Raw genomic sequence first — 21,444 nt, forward strand, 5'->3', positions numbered from 1 at the left:
TGAATAATATAAATGGATAATAAACAGAAACCGGCTGCATATTCTTCGATTTAGTGTATTTGCAATATTTTTTGTTTAATGGTTAACAGTTTTATTTTTAAAGTGTTGTTTTATTGGTATTAGAAGCGAATTGATATAACTAAAAAAACTGGTATTTCATCATTCAGTCTTTAGTATCAGGATAATGTAATTTCTCAATGCTTTTATTTGTTATTTTCAGCAAAAAATCGGGCATACACTGGTATGCCCGATTTTGAAGCTATTTATCTGATGATTACCACTTATAGCCTATACCTGCATTAAAGCCGGTTTCACGTCCGGTAGTGGAGACACCTGCACCCCATGAGAACTTACCGGTATTGTTTGTGGCTTTGTAGTTAATACCAACTGCAGCATAACCATGATATGAACCCATGCCTACACCTACTGTCTGTTCACCGGCATTTAACTGCGGCAGATAAGCACCAGACAGTGCCATGGCCAGAGCAGTACCGGAATAGGCACGCCGTTCTACACGATGTACGCGGTCGTTAACATCATTGACGTAGCGGTTGATATTTTCCATGCGGGCATTAACACCTTTCAGCTGTGCCACATTGACTGCATCGGTGTCGGCAGTACCGGCAGCGACACCTGTAATCTGACGGTAAACACCATTGGCGGCGTCACCCACAGACACAGCGGCCTGAGTGCTGGTGGTTGCCTGAATGGCTCTTGCCTGTTGTGCTGTGGCACTAACCGGAATGTAGCCATTAATACCTGCTGCCGTATTGGCCACAGAGTTGGCACCCAGCGCAATTCCGCCATTCTGAGTAACGCTGGCATGATTACCAATAGCTACGCCGTTTTCTGCACTGGCTGCTGCTTGTGAACCAATAGCTACAGCAGCCTTACCACTGGCAGCTGCTGCACCGCCTACAGCAATAGCATCACTTCCGCTTGCTGAAGCCACAGCCTGAGTGGAATTAACTTTTGCATATTTGCTGCCGCCGTTATACAGATTGTTAATGGCATCGCCTACATTATTGGCTGTTACCGCAGTACCATCAGCATTGCTGGTTGTATAGCTTGGTGCAGTGAAACCACCTGTGCCGGCTCTGGTGAGCGGGTTGTAGCTGGCATTACCGCCCAGGCTGGCTGCTACTGCAGACAGGGCATCAGCTGTTGAAGCAGACAGTTTCCGGGTATCCGAAATAGCCTGATTGGCTTTTTCAGTTGCTTCATTGATCGCAGAAGCATTACCGCCACCACTGTTTTGTGCCAGCTTGCTATCCACTGAGCTGGAAAGACTTTGTAAATCCTGTTTCCATTCATTTTTCATTTGCCACAGCTGGCTGCCATTCACTGCCTCTGTTGAATTCTGGCCTGTATCACCAGAAGCAACATTGGTAATTTTCTGGGCAGTGCCGGAGCCATGGCTGGCATCATAAGCTGAACCGTTCCATTGCAGGGCATTAAGCTGTAATGAGCTCAATGTTGTGGATATTCCTGCCGGTATGGTGCCGGAAGCAAGGTGAAGCTGATCCTGCAGGCTGGACAGACTGGTTGAGGTGGAAGTGGACAGCGAATAGAGCTGACGACCATTTACTGCCTGATTAGACGTTGCGTCTACTCGTCCGTCTGCAACTCCACTAATGGTTCTTTCGTTGCTTGCTTCACGAGTCAGCTGATTTGAGAAGGCTGTTGTACCATCGTCAAAATGCACTGAGTTCTTCTGCAATTCGTCAATCAAACGTTTTGAGGTCTTAATATCATCCTGAGCAGTTTTAATATCATCCTGAGCAGCTTTGATATCTTTGTTCATCGTTTCTATCGTTGTCCTGCTCTCAGTAACTACCTGATCAACTGAGCTTGATACACTGCTAATGATGGAAGACGAAATACTGTATAACTGTCCGGCATTGACTGCATCAGTAGAACCGTCTGCCAGCTGACCGGCAGCCACGTTGGTAATCTTCTGGGCAGCGCCGGAACCATGGCTGGCATCATAAGCATTACCATTCCATTGCAGTGCGTCGCGTTGCAGATTACTGATGTTATTCACTGCCGAGCTCAGACTACTAGACAAAGTAGAGACATTACTGTTGGTAGTAGAAAGTCCGGTATTGTTACCGGCAGTCGCAGTGGAAAGACTACTGCTCAGTGAGGTTGACAGATTATACAGCTGGTCACCGTTAACGGCATCGGTAGAGCCACTGCTAAGTGTACCGTTGGCTACGTTAGTAATCTTCTGGGCAGCGCCGGAGCCATGGCTGGCGTCATAAGCATTACCATTCCATTGCAGTGCGTCGCGTTGCAGATTACTGATGTTATTCACAGCAGAACTCAGACTACTAGACAAAGTAGAAACATTACTATTGGTAGTAGAGAGTCCGGTATTGTTACCGGCAGTCACAGTGGAAAGACTGCTGCTCAGTGAGGTGGACAGATTATACAGCTGGCTGCCATTAACGGCATCGGTAGAACTATTGCTCACTGTACCGTTGGCTACGTTAGTAATCTTCTGGGCAGCGCCGGAACCATGGCTGGCATCATAAGCATTATCATTCCAACCCAGTGCATCGCGTCGCAGGGTACTGATGCTGGTATTAACCTCTGCTAAGCTGGTCGACAGCGTAGCTGTTGCGCCGGAAACTGTATCCAGACGGTCAATAGCACCATTCAGTCTGCCAGTCAGATTACCTACAGAGGAGGAAACGGTGTTGAGTTTATCATTGGTGGTAAACAGCTGACCGCCTGTTACTGCCTCATTTGAACCCAGTTCAATTTTTCCGCCTGTAATATTGGTGATTTTTTTGTAGTTTGCATCATAATTTTCACCATTTATTTGCAGGGCATTCTGATCCAGAGTATTGATTCTATCTGTAGCAGAAGACAAATTATCGGAAATTCTGGAAGTGGATTCAGCAATACTGTTAATCCGCGTATTGGTCTTATTCAGGCTATCATTCAGATTCGCCACTGTAGAGCTTAAGCTGCCTACCCTCGAATTAGTCTGATTTAGCTGACTGCCATTGACTGCATCGGTGGAATCCGGGGCTAAATCAGCTTCGGCTACGCGGGTGATTTTCTGCGCCATAGTAGAACCATGGCCGGCATCGTAGGCAGATCCATTCCATTGCAGAGTATTGTCCTGCAGTCTGGTTACAGCAGCAGTTACTGAATTTACCGAAGTGGATACAGCATTAATACTAGAATTTGTAGTATATAGCTGGCTGCCATTCACTACATCTGATGAATCAGGTGCCAGTGAACCGTTTGCAACATTGGTAATTCGATACCGGGCATTGGTAACACCATGGCTGGCATCATAATAACTGTTGCCATTCTCTTCCTCTACCCATTGCAAGCTGTCTTTTTCCAGTTTGTTTACTGTATCGTTCACTTTGTGTACTGAGCTGGAAACGATACTCAGATTGGAATTAGTAGTAGATAACTGGCTGCCATTTACAGCATCGGTAGAGTTATACGTCAGATCACCGTTAGCTACATTGGTAATCTTCTGAGCCAGATTAGTACCATGGCTGGCATCATAGGCACCAGTACCATCGGTGTTCTTTTTCCATTGCAGCGCATCAGACTGTAAATCAGCGATATTGCTGTTTGCTGTACTGATACTACCATTGATATTGGTCAGATCACCGGCACGGCTTACAACAGTAGACAGTGAGCTGAAGCTGGTAGCAGAAGAGGTGGATAACTGATAAAGCTGACTGGCATTAACCGCATCAGTTGAGCCGTCTTCCAGCTGACCGGCAGCCACATTGGTAATTTTCTGCGCCTGACTGGTGCCATGGCTGGCATCGTAAAAGCCGCCGTTACCATTGACATTCTTTTTCCATTGCAGCGCATCAGACTGTAAAGCAGCGATATTGCTGTTTGCTGTACTGATATTACCATTGATATTGGTCAGATCACCGGCACGGCTTACAACAGTAGACAGTGAGCTGAAGCTGGTAGCAGAAGAGGTGGATAACTGATAGAGCTGACCGGCATTAACTGCATCAGTAGAGCCGTCTTCCAGCTGACCGGCAGCCACATTAGTAATCTTCTGCGCCTGATTAGTACCATGGCTGGCATCATAAGCACCAGAGCCATTGGTATTGTTTTTCCATTGCAGCGCATCAGACTGTAAATCAGAAACATTGCTGCTTACCGTATTCAGTTTACCGGTGGTGTTTAGAGCAGCGGTAGATAAAGAAGTGATACCGGAAGCAGAAGAGGTGGATACCTGATAAAGCTGGCTGGCATTAACTGCATCAGTAGAACCGTCTTCCACCAGACCGGCAGCCACATTAGTAATCTTCTGCGCCTGAGTGGTACCATGGCTGGCATCATAGGCACCAGTACCATCGGTGTTCTTTTTCCATTGCAGCGCATCAGACTGTAAAGCAGCGATATTGCTGTTTGCTGTACTGATATTACCATTGATATTGGTCAGATCACCGGCACGGCTTACAACAGTAGACAGTGAGCTGAAGCTGGTAGCAGAAGAGGTGGATAACTGATAAAGCTGACTGGCATTAACCGCATCAGTAGAGCCGTCTTCCAGCTGACCGGCAGCCACATTAGTAATCTTCTGCGCCTGAGTGGTGCCATGGCTGGCATCATAAACACCTGAGCCATCGGTATTTTTTTTCCATTGCAGGGCATCAGCCATTAGCTGAGTAACATTATTAGTGATGTTGGTAACATTACCTGTATTGGCCACCGCTGCGTTCAGATTACTCAGACTGGTTGAAGTGGTTGTAGACAAGCTGTAGAGCTGAGCGGCATTAACCGCATCAGTAGAATGCTCATCCAGTACACCGGCCGCTAAATTACTGATTTTCTGAGGACTGGATGTTCCATGGCTGGCATCGTAAAAACCAGAACCATCAGCATTTCCATGCCATTGCAACGCATTACTAAGCAGAGAGCTAACTTGAGTATTCAGAACATAAACATTGCTGGCAACAGTAGAAATATTACCAGTAGTAGCTACCGCTTCATTCAGATTACTCAGACTGGTCGAAGTGATTGTAGACAAGCTGTAGAGCTGAGCGGCATTGACTGCATCAGTAGAATGCTCATCCAGTACACCAGCTGCTACATTACTGATTTTCTGCGGATTACTTGTTGCGTGGCTGGCATCATAAAAGCCTGAGCCATCAGCATTACTTTTCCATTGCAGCGCGCCACTGAGCAGAGTGCTTACATGGTCATTTAAGACATTGACATTATGAGAGATATTGGCAATATTACCAGTAGTGGCTACCGCCTCATTCAGATTACTCAGACTGGTTGAAGTCGTTGTGGATAAGCTGTAGAGCTGGGCAGCATTGACCGCATCAGTAGAATGTTCATTAACCTGACCGGCGGCAATATTGGTGATTCTCTGCGCACGGTTGGTTCCGTGACTGGCATCGTAAAAACCAGAACCATCTGCATTTCCATGCCATTGCAGAGCATCAATAACCAAATCATTCACTTTAGTAGTTAATGTACTGATATTACTGTTAACATTCGTCAGATCACCAGCACGATTTAAAGTGGATGATAATGTACTCAGTCCGGTAGATGAAGAAGTAGATAGCTGATAAAACTGAGCAGCATTGACTGCCTCAGTAGAGTATTCATCTATATGACCGGCAGCAATATTGGTGATTTTCTGCGCACGATTAGTTCCGTGACTGGCATCATAAGCTCCGCTACCGTCTACATTACTTTTCCACTGCAATGCATCAGATTTTAAAGCTGAGACATCGTTGCTTACCGTATTCAGTTTACCGGTAGTGCTTAGAGCAACAGTGGATAAAGAAGTGATACCACTAGCAGAAGAAGTAGATACCTGATAAAGCTGGCTGGCATTGACTGCATCAGTAGAATTGTCTGCCAGCTGACCGGCAGCCACATTAGTAATCTTCTGCGCCTGATTAGTACCATGGCTGGCATCATAGGCACCAGAGCCATTGACATTATTTTTCCATTGCAGCGCATCAGACTGTAAATCAGCAACAGAGCTGCTCAGTGTGCTGATATTACCATTTACATTGGTCATATCACTGACACGGCTCACAATGGTAGACAATGAGTTAAAGCTGGTAGAAGAAGAGGTGGATAACTGATAAAGCTGACCGGCATTAACCGCATCAGTAGAACCGTTTTCCAGCTGACCGGCAGCCACATTGGTAATTTTCTGCGCCTGATTGGTACCATGGCTGGCATCATAGGCACCGGAACCATCGGTATTCTTTTTCCATTGCAGCGCATCAGACTGTAAAGCAGAAACATTGTTGCTTACCGTATTCAGTTTACCGGTGGTGTTTAGAGCAGCGGTAGATAAAGAAGTGATACCGGAAGCAGAAGAGGTGGATACCTGATAAAGCTGGCTGGCATTAACTGCATCAGTAGAACTGTCTGCCAGCTGACCGGCAGCCACATTAGTAATCTTCTGCGCCTGATTAGTACCATGGCTGGCATCATAGGCACCAGAGCCATCGGCATTGTTTTTCCATTGCAGTGCATCAGACTGTAAAGCAGAAACATTGCTGCTTACCGTATTCAGTTTACCGGTAGTGCTAAGAGCAGCGGTAGATAAAGAAGTGATACCGGAAGCAGAAGAAGTAGATACCTGATAAAGCTGACCGGCATTAACCGCATCAGTAGAACCATTTATCAGCTGACCGTCTGCCACATTGGTAATCTTCTGCGCCTGATTGGTACCATGGCTGGCATCATAGGCACCGGAACCATCGGTATTCTTTTTCCATTGCAGCGCATCAGATTTTAAATCAGCAACAGAGCTGCTCAGTGTACTGATATTACCATTCACATTGGCCATATCACTGACACGGCTCACAGCGGTAGATAAAGAAGTGATACCGGAAGCAGAAGAGGTGGATACCTGATAAAGCTGACCGGCATTGACCGCATCAGTAGAATTGTCTGCCAGCTGACCGGCAGCTACATTGGTAATTTTCTGTGCCTGATTAGTACCATGGCTGGCATCATAAAAGCCGCCGATACCATTAACATTATTTTTCCATTGCAGTGCATCAGACTGCAAAGCAGAAACATTGCTGCTTACCGTATTCAGTTTACCGGTGGTGTTTAGAGCAGCGGTAGATAAAGAAGTGATACCGGAAGCAGAAGAGGTGGATACCTGATAAAGCTGGCTGGCATTAACTGCATCAGTAGAACCGTCTGCCAGCTGACCAGCAGCCACATTAGTAATCTTCTGCGCCTGATTAGTACCATGGCTGGCATCATAGGCACCAGAGCCATCTGTGTTCTTTTTCCATTGCAGCGCATCAGACTGTAAAGCAGAAACATTACTGCTTACCGTATTCAGTTTACCGGTGGTGTTTAAAGCAGCGGTAGATAAAGAAGTGATACCACTGGCAGAAGAAGTAGATACCTGATAAAGCTGGCTGGCATTGACAGCATCAGTAGAATCGTCTGCCAGCTGACCGGCAGCCACATTAGTAATCTTCTGCGCCTGATTGGTACCATGGCTGGCATCATAGGCACCGGAACCATCGGCATTGTTTTTCCATTGCAGCGCATCAGACTGTAAAGCAGAAACATTGCTGCTTACCGTATTCATTTTACCGGTAGTGCTAAGAGCAGCGGTAGATAAAGAAGTGATACCGGAAGCAGAAGAAGTAGATACCTGATAAAGCTGACCGGCATTAACCGCATCAGTAGAACCATTTATCAGCTGACCGTCTGCAACGTTGGTAATCTTCTGCGCCTGATTGGTACCATGGCTTGCATCATAGGCACCGGAACCATCGGTATTCTTTTTCCATTGCAGTGCATCAGATTTTAAATCAGCAACAGAGCTGCTCAGTGTACTGATATTACCATTCACATTGGCCATATCACTGACACGGCTCACAGCGGTAGATAAAGAAGTGATACCGGAAGCAGAAGAGGTGGATACCTGATAAAGCTGACCGGCATTGACCGCATCAGTAGAATTGTCTGCCAGCTGACCGGCAGCTACATTGGTAATTTTCTGTGCCTGATTAGTACCATGACTGGCATCATAAAAGCCGCCAATACCATTAACATTATTTTTCCATTGCAGTGCATCAGACTGCAAAGCAGAAACATTGCTGCTTACCGTATTCAGTTTACCGGTGGTGCTAAGAGCAGCGGTAGATAAAGAAGTGATACCGGAAGCAGAAGAGGTGGATACCTGATAAAGCTGGCTAGCATTAACTGCATCAGTAGAACCGTCTGCCAGCTGACCGGCAGCCACACTAGTAATCTTCTGCGCCTGATTAGTACCATGGCTGGCATCATAGGCACCAGAGCCATCGGCATTGTTTTTCCATTGCAGTGCATCAGACTGCAAAGCAGAAACATTGCTGCTTACCGTATTCAGTTTACCGGTAGTGCTAAGAGCAACAGTGGATAAAGAAGTGATACCGGAAGCAGAAGAAGTAGATACCTGATAAAGCTGGCTGGCATTGACTGCATCAGTAGAATCGTCTGCCAGCTGACCGGCAGCCACATTAGTAATCTTCTGCGCCTGATTAGTACCATGGCTGGCATCATAGGCACCGGAACCATCGGCATTGTTTTTCCATTGCAGCGCATCAGACTGTAAAGCTAAAACATTGCTGTTCAGTGTGCTGATATTACTATTAACATTGCTCATATCACCGACTTTGCTTACAGCAGTAGACAACGAGCTTAAACCAGTGGTTGTAACACTGGCCAGATTTTTCATCTGTGCCACATTCACCGCATCGGTATCGTTTGTACCTGCTGCCAGACCGGTTAACTGACGGGTTATTCCGCTGCCTGTATTACCAATAGCAACAGCACCTGCGGTGCTGGTCCAGGTCGGATTATTCGCAGCAGAATTTGTACCAGTAGGGTCAAAGCCGGTTTTTCCTTTCTCAATATCGGCAACTGATCCGCTGCCCAGAGCGACACCTGTGTCTACAATAGTCGTAGCATTGGTACCTATTGCAATACCACTGGCATTGCTAACGCTGACAGAATTACCAATAGCAATTGCATCAGTAGCATTGGCACCTGTACTTGTGTTATTACCAATAATTAAGCCACGATCGGCATTAACCGTGTTATCATTGCCCAGAATCAGGCCACGAGTGGCCGTGACGGTATTATCATTACCAAAAACCAAATCTTTGGCTGAACTAACAGTATTATCATTACCAAAAACCAAATCTTTGGCTGAACTAACAGTATTGTTATTACCAACAATACGGATATTATTTACGCCTTCAGTTGTACCGCTAATGGTATTTTTATTACCGAAAACACCAGAATCATCAACAGCAATTGTGCCGTTTTCGTTACCAAGAGAATAAGTGTTGTTACCGGTAATATTGGTTGGGTTGCTCGGGGCTGCAATTATTTCACCATCCTTGAAAATGGCATTGCTTTGTACACCGCCGATTGCCCCGGATTTACGCCCGCTGACCTGATTACCCGCGCCAATACTGATACTCTGATCGCCAACTGCCTGTGCTGCATTACCGACTGCCACACTGCTGTTACCGGATGCAGTTGCACCCGCACCCAAAGCAACCGCTGCATCTTTATTTGCAGCACTGCTTAAACCAACTGCTACGCTGCCGGTACCATTTGAAGAAGCCATAGAGCCCAGAGCCACACTGGAAATACCAGTTGCCTGAGAGCTTATACCAAAGGCAATTGATGCAGCGCCGGAAGCCAGAGATGCTACGCCGAAAGCCATTGCTCCGCCCGCAGTTGCAGTTGCGTTAGCTCCGAATGCAGTGGAATAATTCCCGGTAGCGTAAGAACCGCAGCCATAGGCAAAAGAATAAATACCATAAGCTACAGGCATTGCATTGTTATCACCGCCGGTAGGGGCGGCCTGATAACCGGTTCCGCCATCGGTCTTACCTTCATCACTCCATGCTTCTGCTTTGTTAGAAGTTACGCTTCCGTATGGATGACTGGTCCCAAACGCAGTATTTCTAATGAAACGTAAGTATTCATCTTTTGCTGTAATGCCGTCTGAAACGGTTCTGCGACCATTAACTCTGTCTGCACCACAATGGTCGTCATCACCCGAGAATACCATGCTACCATGGCCGCCATATTGATAGCCGCCACCAGGCCAAACTGTACCGCTGTTATTGCCGCCGACAATTGCCGCATTAGCTGCATATACTGGAGCAATTGCCTGCCATTCTAAAATCAGCGCTGTTATTGTTACGCTAACAATTTTTTTCAGTCCTAGCTTATTAATAATTTTTTTAACTATTGATTGTTCACAAACAGTATTTGATTTGGTTTTACTATTCGCCAGCTCTGATGCGGCTACCCATGTTTGGGTATTTTCATTCCAGACATTCCGATAAACCTTGTTCATAGGTTTTCTCCTGATTGATTAAAGTTACAAAACCAACAATCCAACCCCCTGTACTACAATTTGAATCTGCTTACCCGGCTGTAAAATATCTGCTTATCTTGACGGCTGTATCAGCAGATAGCCGACTCAGGAAATAATCTTCCGGAATAAACAATGACAAAGGTTTACCCAGCGTTAAATCCAATTAATGAAAAAGATTACGCTTGAAAAATAAAAGCTTATAAATTCTTAATTATTAATTATTAATATTTTCAGAATAGATAAATGATTAACTTAATCTTGTAACTTTTTAATACAAAGGTATGAGCAAACTGAATAATTAATATTAAATATATAGAATTAACATAAAAAAATATAAATGTACTTATTTATAATTAACTTTAAATGTAAGAATTTAATGTAAAAAATAAAATAAAGAATAAATATGAGAGAGAAACAATAAACTATGTCATTTTATGGCCGTGAATGATAGAAAAAGAAATATTTGATATTTGCAAATTATTTAAAACGGATATTAAAGATAAAAAATAATTTGGATTTAAGAAAACATAAATCCAAATCAGCAGAGATAAGAAAGTAAGACGAACAAATTAGCCGGCTAAATCATAAATTTTCATATCTCATTTCTTATCTGGCTTTAAAAAATAGTAAACAAATTGATCATCAATTTTATAACCTGACTTTTCATACAGAGCTCTGGCTTTGAAGTTATCGATTGATGTGCATAATGGAATGCCGTTATATACAGAATTATTAGCGAAGTTTCTTAGTTTTCCATTAATTGCGTGTCAACACCGCATCTTTTGTCGCTTTTTATAATATATAAATCATTCAAAATGATAGTGGGTGATATAGCTAAAGAAGAATATGAAAAATATAACTGTATAAAACCATATGCTGTTTAATTATCGTAGGCTAGAAAAATGATTGAATCATTGCTTATCAATCTTTCTTTAATGAATTCTTTTGATTCAGATTGACAATCCTTAATACCATAAAATGCTCGATATTCAATGAAAAGTTATGATATATCATCAAATTCGTTTAATGTTCTTTGTGGTATATTAAATAAGGTATCCATACGTTTATCAATATCATAATGCTATTTAGATAATCAGCATTATGATATTAAACCGCTCCGTTTGGTTCAATATCTTATTTGTAATAGCATAGATTAATATTATAAGAGTGTAACTTTTCAGATTTCTTCAGAACGAATTTTAATTCTTGCGGGAGAAATCCATTAAATCTGTACATTGCAAATCAAAATTAATTTATATATTAGAATGAATCAACGGGTTTAGTTTTTGGCTGAATTAATTCTATTATAGATTGCTTTTTTATCTTTAAAGAAAATTAGTTTTCAGGGTGATAAATAAAAGTGAATGGTATAAAACATCAATAAAAAATATATTAAAGGTGGAATTATGAATAGTGTATTTTCTGCCAGAGTATCAGCATTGCAGATTTTTTGATTAAAGATATGATAACTAACAAAAGAGTGATTACCTTTTGCTGATCTTTATTCTTTTAAAAAATAAGTTTTTAATAAACCCAATACATCATTAATCAGCATAATACCGGTAATAATTAACAGAGCACCGAGGAAAAAAGCATAGTCAGGTAATTCAGACAGAATCAGCCAGCCCATCAGCATGGCAAATATTGGCTCAGCTAATTCAGTTACCTGAACCTGAGCAGCGGATAAATAACCAAGCGCTTTGGTAGTACAGTAAAATCCCAGAATAGTAGGTAAAATGGCCAAAGCTATCAGCCCTGCGACGGTTTGCCAGTGAAAATCAAAAGGATTTTGCCGGAAGGTTGCTAAATAGGGTATAGCCAGATAGATCAGACCAAACAATAATAAAAATCTGGTCAGATAAATACCACCATGTAAACCGAATTTCTTAACCAATACACTAAACAGCCCGTAACCGGCTCCTGCGGCACTGGCAAATATCAATAATAATAATGAGGCCTGCCCGGACCATGAAATAACGCTAATGCCGGCGATTGCAACAGCAACACCGGAAACGGCTGATATTTTAATTTTTTCATTTAATAATAAGCAGCCGAAAACTAATGCAGCTATCGTAGCGGAAGCCATGAGTATTACGACTACATTCGCCGCACTGCCATGCCCGTAAGCGATTGTTTCAAAGAAAAACAAAGTAAATATTCCAAACAGAGCACACAGACCAATATGCATCCAGATTTTTATATTATTATCTGATACAGGGGCAACTATCTGAATTTGCCGGGCAAATGGAGTACGTATCAAGAGTAGTGAAACAAAAACAAAAGCCAGAAACGTTTTATAAAACGCTATTTCATAAGGATTCAATCCACTGGCCATCAGTAATTTACTGATAATACCTATAGAACCATTTAGTGCGGCTGCTGATAGTGCAAATAAAATTCCGGCTAAGGCTTTAGGCATTATGAACTTTCTCCGATAAATCTTTCCACATGGCAGATTTCGAATATGCTGACTAAACTCAGAATCAGATTTCGATCATTCATTCAAACTTGTAGCTATCTGACACGATAATTAAATAATCATATGCTAAAGCCAATATTCTATACTGTTTAACAAGTCTGTTTTTATACTTTTAAGAATTCTTGATTGCCTGTCCCATCTCTCGGTTTCTGAATTTGTATTTACTGAATAATAGTCAGAGCAGAAATGTTTTTACTGACTTTAATCTGGTTTTTATACCGATTATGTCAAATCAATATATTTATCATCGCCGGTGCTGATTATTTTTATAACATTTGATAATGCAACCGACCACTTAAATGATTGTTTTATTCTGTAACGGTTTAATGGTTATTTGAAGATTAATTCTGTATCAGCAGGGAACAGGCTTAGTTCATTTTAGATATAAAAGCCGGCTGTTGTTTTATCTGGTTGAAGAATAATTATAATAATTAATTTTATATAATAAATTATTATCGTTTTATTTTAATTTTTTATTGTTAAATTTAAATTTACATGATATTGTATGTCTGGTTTTTATATTTTTATAAAAAGGTACTAAACATGAACACTGTAAGGCTTGAAACACATTCCCGATTGAACCGTTATTGCAAATTAATGTCTCAGTTAACCCTGATTCCTATATTCTGTATAGGTATCGGAATGATATCTCCTTTATTATTTTATTTTTTTGATATTCATAATATCGGACTGAATTCCGGAGGATATTCATTTTTTATTACTCATAGTATGGGTGATGGTAATGCTGATATTGATATATCCAGACTTTCTCTATGGCAGGCAGTTTCTGCTACCTTAATTGATACCATAATCATTGCGATTCTGGCTTATGGTTTCGTTCAGCTCAGATTGCTGTTTTTAAGCTACAGTAAAGCAGATTATTTTTCTGTGAAATCAGCAAATTACTGTTATGCATTTGGTAAAGCTTTGGTGATTTGGGAGGTTTTACAACTGCTCTCAGAGCCTCTGCTATCGTTTATCTTAACGCTTAATAATCATTTTCCGGATCGGTATATTTCGATATCATTTGAAAGTAGTGATTTAATTCTGTTATTCCCTTCTATCAGTATTATGATTATCGGTCAGATACTAAAAAAAGCATGCCAGATTGCAGAAGAAAATAAGCAGTTTATTTAACAGGAGTTTAATGTGCCGATTAGAATAAATTTAGATGTTATGCTTGCTAAACGGAAAGTGAAATCAAAAGAGCTGGCTGCTGCTATTGGTATTACCGAGCAAAACTTATCTTTGCTTAAACAGGGAAAAGTAAAAGGTATCAGGCTGGCTACGCTGGAGGCAATCTGTCAGTATCTGGATTGCCAGCCGGCTGATATATTGGAATATATTAAAGATAATCACTCGGAAACGACATTATAACCTTTATCATGTCGTTTCATTAGCGCATTGTCATATTTTACCCATAAGAAAAACTAAAATAAAAATCGTATTTTATCTGTTTTCTTTAAAGCGAATCAGACGCCCAGTGTTGCCCCGCCATCTACAACAATTTCCTGCATAGTGATCTGTGTGGCTTCTTCAGAGAGCAGGAAAGAAACGGTATTGGCGATATCTGCCGGCTGAGCCAGTTTTCTGAGAGGAATGCCAAGACGATATTGTGTTAAGTCACCATCCAGTATTCCGGCCGGTGGTTCGTTGTCGGTCCATAATTGTTGTTGCATCGCTGTGAGGGTAGAGCCCGGTGAAACGATATTAACCCGGACATACGGGGCAACTTCCAGAGCAAGATTGCGGCAGAAGTGGCTGAGTGCTGCTTTGGTGGTGGCATATAAACCCATTTCAGTGCGTGCCATGCGTGCACTGTTAGAGCTGACGGTAACAATACAGCCTTGTCGCTGCTGCCGGAAATGTGCGGCTAAATGCTGGCTGATGAATATGGGCGCCAGCAGATTAACATTCAGGCTGGTTTGCCATTGTGCCTCAGTGGCACTCAGCAATGGTGTAAGGATTAATACCCCGGCTACATTAACCAGACCAGTTATATTGTATTGATTAATCAGGGTATTGAGTAATATACGGGTTTCTTCGAAAGCAGTGATATCCTGACTAATGCTTGTCCAGTAAGTCTGATACTGGGCTTCAATCATCTGTTGTACCGGCCAGCTCGGTGAATAGGGCTGTTTATCGATTCCGATAACATGATAGTGCTGTTTGAGCAGTTTGGAAACAATCGCAGCCCCTATACCTTGGGCTGCACCGGTAACGATAATAGCTTGCTGCATGGTTGTTTCTCCAGATAATGTTACTGTTGCTGAAATACATTGAGCATAGTTTGCATTTTGGCTTCGGTTTCAAACCATTCTGCTGCTGCGTCTGAGCCTTCAACGATGCCTGCTCCGGCATACAGGCGGATAATATTGTGATTCAGTAAGCCGTTGCGGATAGTAACGACCCATTCTCCGTTACCGCTGGCATCCATCCAGCCATTCAGTCCGCTGTAGTAATGACGGTTATAGCCTTCATGATTGAGAATAAAGTCTCTGGCGATATCCGTTGGTGTGCCGCAAACGGCTGGTGTGGGATGCAGATGAAGTGCCAGATTAAGTGCATCGGGCGCATCGGCTTTCAGTTGCCCCTGAAAGACTGATGACAGATGAAACATGGTTGATGTAGTTAAAATTTCGGGTATTTCTGATGCTTGATATGCTGAGCAATAGCTGCTGAGCTTATGCCGGATATTATCGATAACCAGCTGATGTTCATGCCTGTCTTTGACCGACTGATAAAGTTCTGTCTGAGTCTGGCTGTTGTGTTCCGGAATGGCCGGGCGTGGTCGGGAGCCGGCCAGTGGGTTACTGCGTACCTGTTGCTGCTGGCGCGATAGCAGTAATTCCGGGCTGGCACCAAAAATATACTGGTCTTCTTCCACAGGAATCATAAATTTATAGGCATCAGGATTTTGCCGGATAAGAATATTCAGTAAATCCTCAGGGCTGTACTGCCGGGCAAATTCAAATTCTGTTGCCTGTGACAGTACAATTTTTTGCATCTGTTTATCCGCCATAGCGCTTAAAGCTGTTTGAACACTGTGTTCGAATGCCTGACGCTCTACCAATGATTTTTTGCGGATAAGGGAGTTTGCTGTTTTGCCTGCTGAACCAGTATTGTGCTCAAAGTGAGCTGGTGAAGTTTGATTAAATTCACTGTAAAAATTTAAGGTACCGTTTTTTCTGGTATCAAATGGAATAGCAGCAATAAGAATGGGATTGGCATATCCCTGCGCTTTGATGTGATTAAAACAGTCGGCAATCTGCTGATTGCAGGATTCGGACTGATTAACCGGCATGTGTATTTTGTGGATAAGATGTCTGGCACTGATGTGATGCTGTCTGGTTGCAAAACAGGCAAACTGATCCTGAGATTGAATAGGAGAGCGGGAAACAGCGCTTGATTCTGTAATCGTCATTTTATTACCTGTAGACAGATGCGGGTTGTATGTAATGAAAAGTCTAGATAAATCAGGCTATGTAAGTTTGTTTATATTAATGCAAATAGTAATCATTATCAATAATTATAATAAAAATACAGAAAAATTTTCTGTTCTGGGCAAAATTCAGCCACAAGCTGTTTCAGATATATGCAATGGTTATTATTTTTTCTTTTGTGCAATGGAAACAAACTTCTGCTGTTTGCGGATTTGCATGGGTAAGCGGTAAATCAATCAGGAAATTCAGGTATGAATGACGATACGACTGGAAAGCTATATCAGTAAAATTAATCAGTTTCTGATATTGATGAAACCATGCTTTGATAATGCTCTCTTTAGCTGAAAAAAGCAGCAGCGCCATCAGCGGCAGGTCAGTAGTGTGTTTGGTTATATAGCGTAATTCAGCTGCTCGGAGAAACAGGCTCAGAGTGGATTTATGCTCATTCATAATACTCTGATGCTGCTGGTATTCAATATCGATACCCAGAAAGCGGTGTGTCGGCTGTTTTTTCTGTACGCAGGCAATAGCCAGACATTGGCGCTGATTGCTGGTGTGGCTCAGACTTCCCTGTAAGGATTCAGGAAAAAGCGGCTGTCCCTGTGAGCCTGTTTTCAGAGTAAAGTTGCTGTAACCATACTGTAATAATGCATATTTTGCCGCCAGCCGGCCGGCTATAAATTCTGTCTGGCGTTTGTGCCGGCTTTGTCTGATGTTGTCCGGCAGAAAGATGTTATGTATCTGACCAATTTTATGCAAAACCGCTGTGTCGGCTAATGGCATGCATATCTGGTGAATGGTGTTATTGCCGATGCTGATTGTGCGATGACAGAATAATGCAGGTAAATCATTCACCGGCAATAGCAATTTTCTGCTGCCGGCAGAAGTGTTTTGCCGGCAGTCTATTTTACTCGGGTCTGATATAAATGACATGCATAGCCCGTATTTTTAAGATATGGCTCTAATCAGTAGTATTTGCCTGAATCATATCTGGTGTTTATGTCATATCCGGCGATAAATCCAGAGTCAGGGTAGGCTGCCACGGAGCCGCACTGCGATGCGACACAAAAATCAGGGTGCGGGACTGGCTGAGTATAGTATCAATCAGTTGTTGTTCCGTGCTTTCATCCAGTGCTGATGTGGCTTCATCCAGAATCAGTATCGGCGCATGCTTGATAAGAGCACGGGCAATGGCTACGCGCTGCTGTTCGCCGCCGGATAGGGCAGAGCCCTGCTGGCCGACATGTTGGTGAATGCCTTCATCCGTCCGGTCGATAACTGTTCCCAGCATACATTGTCTGGCAATAGCTTCGATTTCGGCGTCACTGGCGTCAAAACGGCCAATGCGGATATTGTCTGCCAGAGTGCCGGTAAAAATAATCGGGTTCTGAGCCACATAAGCCATATTGTCGGTCAGTGTCTGATAAGACAGTTGAGGCAGTGGAATGCCGTCTAATCTGATTTCACCCATAGCCGGATCATCAAAGCGCAGGCATAGTTGCAGCAAGGTACTTTTGCCACTGCCGCTAACACCGGCGACATGTAAGCGTGCACCTTCGGGGATATCCTGATTAATGGTTGACGAGCTGGTGATACAGTTCAGATTATGCAGAGATAACTGTGCATGCTTCGGGGTGCGCGTTTCTTCTGTTTCAGGCAGTACCGGAGGATGGGTAAGTTGCTGAAAGTGGCGCAGTGAGCTGATTAAATCATTAATGCTCAGACCGGCAGTAGCCAGTGCGCTTAATGGTGCGCCGGCGCGCCCCATCAGTAATAATACAGCCAGTATCAGGTATTCATCGTTCTGAGCGGACAAAATACAATAAACCGCCATACCTGCCATGGGCAGCACATTAGCTAAAGTAGCTATCAGCGTTGCACTGGCTGCACTACAGTTAATTTTGCTTAGCAGGTTTTCCTGAGTGCTCCAGCGCTGCTGGATAGTATCCAGCGCATGAGCCGATCCTGCGGCTGTACGCAGCAGAGTAAGGTGTTCAACCAGTTCAATGGTTGCCGTGGTGCTGTCCAGTTCGGTCTGATGGCGTTGTGCATCAGTTTTATTTAAAGCATATTGTGCCCATACTTGTAATAGTAAGGACAGCAATATCATCGCCAGTGCAGCTAACATGATGCCTGTACCGGCAACAAAGGCCAGCCCGATACAGATAAACAGGGGCAGACAGGGCGCATGTAAAAACGTCTGCAACTGATGCGCCGGAATGCTCATGAAATTCGGAATTTCCTGTCCGGCAGTTTTACTGATAACCGCACGGCGCTGGTCATTAAACCAGGATAATTTAGCGCTGGACAGAGAACGTCCCAGTGCGGCAAATAAATCTCCGGCCAGACGTACGCCGGTAAGAAAGCCGTTACGGGTAACCAGTACCGTAATCACTATGGCTATAGCAGCACTAATCAATACCCACAGTGGCGACTGCTGATTTACTATAGCCAGAGCCAGTATGGTGTAAGCACATGCTTCCAGTACGGCAACCAGTATCCAGCCGATGCTGACAGCAATCAGGCGGGGTCTGGTGGCGGCCGGTATGGTTTCAAAAAGGGAGTGTTTGTTGCCGGCTGCTGTATTCATGCCTCGCTCCTTAATGCTTCCAGTACCAGTTTTGCATCGGCTTTATCGGCCAGAGCCGGCTGGTGAGTAACAATGATAATGGTTTTATGCGCCGTATGAGCCAGTTCCTGCAAAGCCTGAAATATTTCCCGGGCATTCTGGTCATCCAGCGCACTGGTAGGCTCATCCATTAAGATAATTTCTGCCTGAGTGAGAAAAGCCCGTGCAATGCAGATACGCTGTTTTTCTCCGCCGGACAGGGTACGGGCAGGTGTTGATAAATCCAGATTCAGATTGGCTCTGGCCAGAGCCTGCTGCATGACTTCATCGCTGGCATCAGGAGCAGTTAAGGCCAGATTGGCACGAATCGTATTGTCTAAAACATCATATCCTTGCGGAATAAACAGAATCAGCTGGTGGCGGGTGTCGTCATGTAATGCAGACAGATCGGTCTTACCCAGTTGAACAGTTCCGGATGTCAATGGTATGTATCCGGCTAATGCATTGAGTAAAGTGGTTTTACCTGCTCCGCTGGGGCCGGTAATAGCGGTAATGGCGCCGGCGGGAAATGTGAAGCTGAGTTTGCGTAAAACCGGCTGTTCTTCCTGAGAAAAAACTGCATCATGCATAGATAATACTGCCGGCTCCGGCAGATGATTTATGGTTCCGGCCGGTAATAAGGGCTGATGTAAAAATTCGGTCAGACGTTTGGCAGCAGCGCGTCCGGCTCTGATGTAATCAATACCATGCCCGAGACGTAATGCGGGTGTCACAATGGCCAGACTGAATAACAGAGTGGCTGCCAGAGTAGTGGTGTCCTGTGTATAACTAACCCAGTAGCCAATGGCAAATGTCGCTACTGCCTGTAGCATAGCAGTGGCTATGGCTGCCGGCGTGGCTGCCTTGGCTACCCAGTGCACCATATTGCGGGTAAATTTTTCAGTTGCTTCTGTATAAGCAGTTAATGCGCTGGAATGCTGCCCGTAAATACGATAAACCGGAATCCCGCGTACATATTCATCGGCCTTATTAATAATATCCAGCATTACCTGCATACGTGCGGTACCGTCACGCCGGGTCATGCGCGGTATGATGATGAGATAATAAACAGAAGCAATCAGTCCGGGTAATAATACCCATATTGCCGATATGCCGATAAAATAAATAAGGATACCGATGGATAAAAGCGGAATAACCGTGAATACGGCAATCTCACCGGGTAAATGCGCCAGCATATGATGCAAACTGGCAACATCATCGGTTAGCAGCTGTTTAAGTGTCTGCTCATTCTGTTTAGCCAGTATATTGGACGGCAGGCGGATTAAATGCTGTGCCACTGTCCGGCGTAAAGCCGCCGCAAAGCGGCTTTCTGCCTGATGTGCCAGCCATGAGGACAAGGCCGTAAACAATGCGGCCAGCAGCCAGCTGACCAGTGCATAATTCAGCCAGCACCAGCTCATGTTATCGATAAATTTAATGATAAACCATAGTCCTGCCAGCATGGCGATACCGGCAATTACGGCGGCAAGTGTACCGCTTATTAGCCCGGGCAGGGCTACCCGCCACTGATGTGCCAGACCGGGCGGTATGCTCTTGCCGGATAGATTTAAGTCAGTCATGTTTTATGTTCCTAAAGCTGTATGCAGCGTCCGGCTAATTATTTGCAGCCAATGCTAGGCTGAAACAGTTTTATTTTGTTTTTCGATGAGCTGCCACCAGTTGTTTAGTGAAGGCTGCTGACCCAGTACATCATAGCCAATATTGATGTCATACTGTTTCAGTTCTGCGGCAAATTGCATAATGCGTAAAGAATCCAAACCGTAGAGAATCAGGTTTTCTTCGGGGTTAATGGTTTCTTCCGGTATTTCCAGTAATGTCTGAACTTTTTGTGTCAGCCATGCACGGGTAAGACTATTTGTTGCCGGTAACAATGCCTCTGTAGTAGTGACCTGCCCGCAACAGCCGGCAACATAATTTAACGCTTGCTGGTGTTGCTCCGCAGAGAAGTCAGCCAGTGCATCAGCTACAAAAAATACCTGAATATCCTGCATAAATGCTTCTGCAGCGGTAAGCATACAGCCGATATGCGCATAAACACCACCGATAATCAGCTGATCACGCTGCCAGTTATGCATGTGTGTCAGTAAATCTGAACGTTGAAAAGCGCTATAACGCCACTTGGTCAGTATGGTATCTTCCGGACGTGGTGTCAGGGCGTCAACTATTTTCTGCTCTTCAACAGGTGCGGTAGTAATACCCGCACCCCACATATCATTCAGCAGCGCCCGTTGCTGAGGATGCTGCTGATGCGGCTGGGCGGTATACACCACGGGAATTTGTTGCTGAGCCGCCCAGCTGCGCAAACTTTGCAGATTCTTTATCATTGTCCGGATGAGTGTGCTGTCCTGCTGATAAAAATTCAGAAAATAATTCTGCATGTCATGAATTAATAATACAGAGCGTGCAGTATCAGCTTCCCAGTTGGTTTTGTTTTGCGGGATTTGTGCCAGAGCAGGCATCGGATAATCATCGATTTGTTTGATAGTCATGCTGTCTCTCGTTTCTCATT

General features: G+C 43.8%; 10 protein-coding genes. 2 read left to right on the plus strand and 8 right to left on the minus strand.

The annotated features are described in order from the left end of the window. Nucleotides 1-274: 274 nt before the first annotated feature. Entirely contained in the window at nucleotides 275-10,363 is a 10,089-nt protein-coding gene (locus tag H3U73_RS09130; protein ID WP_198190423.1) for an ESPR-type extended signal peptide-containing protein, read from the minus strand. A gap of 1,522 nt (nucleotides 10,364-11,885) precedes the next feature. Continuing rightward, entirely contained in the window at nucleotides 11,886-12,803 is a 918-nt protein-coding gene (locus H3U73_RS09135; RefSeq protein ID WP_198190424.1) for a DMT family transporter, read from the minus strand. A 603-nt stretch (nucleotides 12,804-13,406) separates the two neighbouring features. Between H3U73_RS09135 and H3U73_RS09140 the strand changes: the two genes are divergently transcribed. Together H3U73_RS09140 and H3U73_RS09145 are read left to right on the plus strand one after the other, a co-directional pair. Beyond that, on the plus strand, nucleotides 13,407-14,000 hold the full coding sequence (locus H3U73_RS09140; RefSeq protein WP_157784911.1) for a DUF2975 domain-containing protein: 594 nt from the start codon (nucleotides 13,407-13,409) through the stop codon (nucleotides 13,998-14,000). A 39-nt stretch (nucleotides 14,001-14,039) separates the two neighbouring features. Further along, nucleotides 14,040-14,240 carry a helix-turn-helix transcriptional regulator gene (locus tag H3U73_RS09145; protein ID WP_180214759.1) on the plus strand — a complete coding sequence of 67 codons (201 nt, stop codon included), beginning with the start codon at nucleotides 14,040-14,042 and terminating at the stop codon, nucleotides 14,238-14,240. 95 nt (nucleotides 14,241-14,335) lie between these two features. Here the strand turns inward: H3U73_RS09145 and H3U73_RS09150 are convergent, their stop codons facing one another. The 6 genes from H3U73_RS09150 to H3U73_RS09175 form a co-directional block, all read right to left on the minus strand. Continuing rightward, on the minus strand, nucleotides 14,336-15,103 hold the full coding sequence (locus H3U73_RS09150) for an SDR family oxidoreductase (RefSeq protein ID WP_198190425.1): 768 nt from the start codon (nucleotides 15,101-15,103) through the stop codon (nucleotides 14,336-14,338). A gap of 20 nt (nucleotides 15,104-15,123) precedes the next feature. Next, on the minus strand, nucleotides 15,124-16,287 hold the full coding sequence (locus H3U73_RS09155) for an isochorismate synthase MenF (protein WP_198190426.1): 1,164 nt from the start codon (nucleotides 16,285-16,287) through the stop codon (nucleotides 15,124-15,126). 163 nt (nucleotides 16,288-16,450) lie between these two features. After that, nucleotides 16,451-17,239, minus strand: coding sequence for a 4'-phosphopantetheinyl transferase (locus H3U73_RS09160; protein WP_198190427.1), 789 nt, complete (start codon nucleotides 17,237-17,239; stop codon nucleotides 16,451-16,453). A 64-nt stretch (nucleotides 17,240-17,303) separates the two neighbouring features. After that, nucleotides 17,304-18,896, minus strand: a complete 1,593-nt coding sequence (locus H3U73_RS09165; RefSeq protein WP_198190428.1) for an ABC transporter ATP-binding protein — start codon at nucleotides 18,894-18,896, stop codon at nucleotides 17,304-17,306. Continuing rightward, complete coding sequence (locus H3U73_RS09170; protein ID WP_198190429.1) at nucleotides 18,893-20,494, minus strand: ABC transporter ATP-binding protein; 1,602 nt, start codon at nucleotides 20,492-20,494, stop codon at nucleotides 18,893-18,895. The genes H3U73_RS09165 and H3U73_RS09170 overlap by 4 nt, the downstream gene beginning before the upstream one ends. A 54-nt stretch (nucleotides 20,495-20,548) precedes the next feature. Next, nucleotides 20,549-21,424 (minus strand): isochorismatase family protein, encoded by an 876-nt coding sequence (locus tag H3U73_RS09175; protein ID WP_198190430.1) that lies wholly within the window; start codon nucleotides 21,422-21,424, stop codon nucleotides 20,549-20,551. Nucleotides 21,425-21,444: the final 20 nt, after the last annotated feature.

The organism is Snodgrassella sp. W8124 (assembly GCF_016100875.1).
In the GTDB taxonomy this organism is placed as follows: domain Bacteria; phylum Pseudomonadota; class Gammaproteobacteria; order Burkholderiales; family Neisseriaceae; genus Snodgrassella; species Snodgrassella alvi.